Source organism: Variovorax sp. P1_H12_2 (assembly GCF_056405335.1).
Map to the genome: position 1 here is coordinate 1 of NZ_JBFUCI010000573.1, position 3230 is coordinate 3230.

General features: G+C 65.3%; 4 protein-coding genes. 1 reads left to right on the forward strand and 3 read right to left on the reverse strand.

Annotated features, from left to right (window positions below):
• A partial coding sequence (locus AC1D2K_RS32525; protein ID WP_478094288.1) for a single stranded DNA-binding domain-containing protein occupies nucleotides 1-266 on the forward strand: 266 nt, incomplete at its 5' end.
• A 137-nt stretch (nucleotides 267-403) separates the two neighbouring features.
• On the opposite strand, the gene AC1D2K_RS32530 is transcribed toward AC1D2K_RS32525, so the two are convergent.
• From AC1D2K_RS32530 to AC1D2K_RS32540, 3 genes are all read right to left on the reverse strand, one after another.
• The gene (locus AC1D2K_RS32530) at nucleotides 404-1582 is read right to left on the reverse strand and encodes a Gfo/Idh/MocA family protein (protein WP_478094289.1); all 1179 of its coding nucleotides are present in this window, start codon (nucleotides 1580-1582) and stop codon (nucleotides 404-406) included.
• Nucleotides 1579-2517, reverse strand: a complete 939-nt coding sequence (locus tag AC1D2K_RS32535) for a PDR/VanB family oxidoreductase (RefSeq protein WP_478094293.1) — start codon at nucleotides 2515-2517, stop codon at nucleotides 1579-1581. Before AC1D2K_RS32535 ends, AC1D2K_RS32530 begins: the two co-directional genes overlap by 4 nt.
• Before the next feature lie 42 nt (nucleotides 2518-2559).
• Nucleotides 2560-3230, reverse strand: a 671-nt coding sequence (locus AC1D2K_RS32540; RefSeq protein ID WP_478094291.1) for a Bug family tripartite tricarboxylate transporter substrate binding protein, incomplete at its 5' end; no start/stop codon positions are given.

Genomic DNA, 3230 nt, shown 5'->3' on the forward strand with positions numbered 1-3230 from the left:
ACAACGACAAGGACGGTGTCGAGAAGTACGCCACCGACATCCGCGTCGACCAGATGCAGATGCTCGGCAGCCGCCAGGGCCAGGGCGGACCTTCGGGCGATGACGACGGCGGCTACTCGCAAGGTGGTGGTGGTGGTGGTGGTGGTGGCGGCGGCTACTCGCGCCCGCCGGCGGCCGCGCCGCGTGCACCGGCGCCGGCACCTCGCCAGGCGCCTGCCAAGTCGTCGTCGGGCTTCGACGACATGGACGACGACATCCCGTTCTGAGCCGGGTTTCGGTCAAGCCAAAAGGCCGGCTCTTTTCGAGGGCCGGCCTTTTTTTACGGCCTGAACTCCTGGTTCTGTTGCCAACCCGTCGATGGTGCCGAGGCGCGGTCGGGGCGTGGATGCACAGAGACGAAGTTTCAGGGCGCCAAGGCCACATCCTGGTTCGATCCGGCTGATTCGAGCAAAGCCAGGCAGACACCCAGCGTGGCGCGCGCCCATCGGCCGTCGTGCAGCGCAGGCACACCGCCCACCACAGCGTCGTACAACTCGTCAATGACCTCGAATCGGGGCACTCGGGGGACGTCGAGCGGCCGGCGCTCCTTCTTCCGGTCATCGTAGACCCAGACGCAGTCGGGAAGCGGCCGCACGTCGCCGCGCTCGCACGACACCACGATGGGCCCGAAATGCTGGTGCCAGGCTCGCGAATCACCGGTTGGTGCGGCGACATAGCCAGCGCCCCCGTAGGTCCCCGAGGCCTTGAGGCGCGCTTCCTCACTCGGAGAATTCACGGCAGCGAGCTTGCGTCGTGCCGCGCCGTAGGCGTCGGGAGACTTGTCGATGCCCATTTCGCCAATCCATCCGCACCATTCGTCCGAGTCGAAATGGCCGTAGCCGTTGTAGCTGAGGCTGGCAAAGGCACCGCCCTCGAACCACAGCAGGGCGGAATAGGCGCCTTGCGTCGGGCGCGCCGGATCCCAGTCGCCCGTGACGGCTCGCACACGGGCCACGGGCGCGCCCGCGAGCAACCGCACCACGTCGACCTGGTGCGCAGCCTGGCTGAACACCACGCCACCGCCATCCTCGGTGCGCAGCTCCTCCGGACGGCGAGGTCGGTAGAGGAAGTCGGTGTAGTTGAGTGCATGGATCATGCGCACCCGGCCAAGTTCTCCGCTCGAGACGACATCGCGCGCCCGCAAGTAGGGGGTGTCGAAACTGTGGCAGTGACCGACGATCAAGTGAACGCCCGCTGCGCGGCAGTGTTCGATCATCGAGTCGCATTCGGCCATCGTGAGCGCCATGGGCTTCTCGACCAGCACATGCTTGCCGTGCCTGGCCGCAATACGCGTTTGCGCGGCATGGAACTGGTGCGGACTGGCGATATAGATCGCCTCGACCTCCGGGTTGGCCGCCAGGCCCTCGATGTCCGCGTAGGCCGGGGCGTCGAAATCCGTCGCGAACCGGGACCGCGCTTCCTCGCGCGGGTCGCAGGCGGCGACGAGTCGGACGCGGCGATCGCGCTGGAGGGTCGGCAACATGAGCGTGAAGGCACGGCCAAGTCCGGCCACACCGAGTCGGAGTTCGCGGTCCRGTGTCACAGATCGAGCACCAACTCGGCAGACCTGGCCCGCGAGACGCAGATCATGATCTGGCTTTCCATTTCCTCGGGCATCAGCACCATGTCGCGGTGGTCGGCCTCGCCACCGAGCAGCCCGGTACGGCAGGTGCCACAGGTGCCGCTCTCGCAGGACGACGCAGCATTGCACCCATGATCGCGCAAGACGGTCAGGATCGACTTGCCGACCGGCACCTCGAACTCGCCCCCCGTGCGCGCCAGCTTCACCGTGAAGGGCTCGTCGTCCGGACGGACACCCCCGCCTTCGTTGAAGCTTTCGAAATGCACATTGGCCGGTGACCAGTGGCCGGTCATGTCGCGCACAGCTTCCATCAGCGGACGCGGGCCGCAGCAGTACACGTGCGCCGTGTTCGGCTTCTCCAGGGTGGGCCAGAGATCGAAAACTCGGCCGGAATCACCCTGGGAGTAGTGGATGCGCACCTGCTTCTTCAGCTCGGGTTGACCCAGTTCGTCAAGGAAGGCTGTGGCCTCGGGCGAGCGTGTCAGGTAGAGCAGTTTCCACGGCGCCGGCGCCAGTTCGCCGAACGATCGAATCATCGACAAGATGGGCGTGATGCCGATCCCTCCGGCGATGAAGAGGTAGCCCTTTGCGTTCTCTACAAGCGGGAATGCGTTCGAGGGAAGCGACGTAGGCAGCGTATCCCCTTCATGGACTTCTTCGTGCATGCAGATCGAGCCGCTTTGACCCGCGGCGTCTCTCTTGACGGTGATGACGTACCGATTGCGCTCTGCCGGGTCGTTGCACAGCGAGTACTTGCGCATCAGGCCGTTGGGCACCTGCACCTTGACGTGCGAGCCGGGCGTGAACGGCGGCAAGTCGCTGCCATCGGCCTGCACCAACTCGAAGCTGCGGATTCCTTCAGCGACGTCGTACGCGCGAGCGACGCGCAACGGCATCTGGGTGTCGGAGTGTGTCTGAGGCGTGGTCACGGCGGGGCCCTATTCGGCTTTCAGCTGAGCGCGCGCGGCGGCATCGGTCACGCGCTGCTTCTCGCTTCGCAGCGCATCTGCAAGTTGCTCGGGCGAGCTCCCCACAGGGTCGACGCCGGCAAGTCGCAACTGCTCGACGATGTCCGGCCGCTTGACGATCTTCGCGATCTCGTTGCTGACCCTGGCAATCGCATCGTTCGGCGTGCCTTTCTTTGCCAGAACCGCGATGTTGAACGCGAAGTCGAAGCCTGGAATCTTTTCAGCCAACGCGGGCATCTGCGGGGCCAGCGGGGAGCGCGTCGGGGAGTTGGTGGCCAATAGTCGAGCCTGCCCGGACTTGACGAAGCCCATCAACGACGGTGGCGAGGCGAACACCATGTCCACCTGCTCGCCGATCATGGCCGGCACCGAATTTGCGCTGCCTTTGAATGGCACGTGCGTCATGACGATGCCCAAGCTCGCGTTCATGGCCTCGGCAGTCAGGTGGTGGATGCTGCCTGTGCCTGCGGAGCCGTAGTTGAGCCCGCCCGGCTTGGCCTTGGCCAATGCGATCAGCTCGTCGAGGTTGTTGGCCTTCACGCTCTTGTTGACGACAAGGAACAAGGGGGCCTTGCCGACCAGCGAAACCGGAACGAAGTCGGTCGATGCGTCGTAGCTCATCTTCTTGGTCAGAAGCGGCG

Bases quoted from the DNA above. Each gene is read 5' to 3' on its own strand.
- AC1D2K_RS32535 (WP_478094293.1), bottom strand. From the start codon at position 2,517: ATGCCGTTGCGCGTCGCTCGCGCGTACGACGTCGCTGAAGGAATCCGC.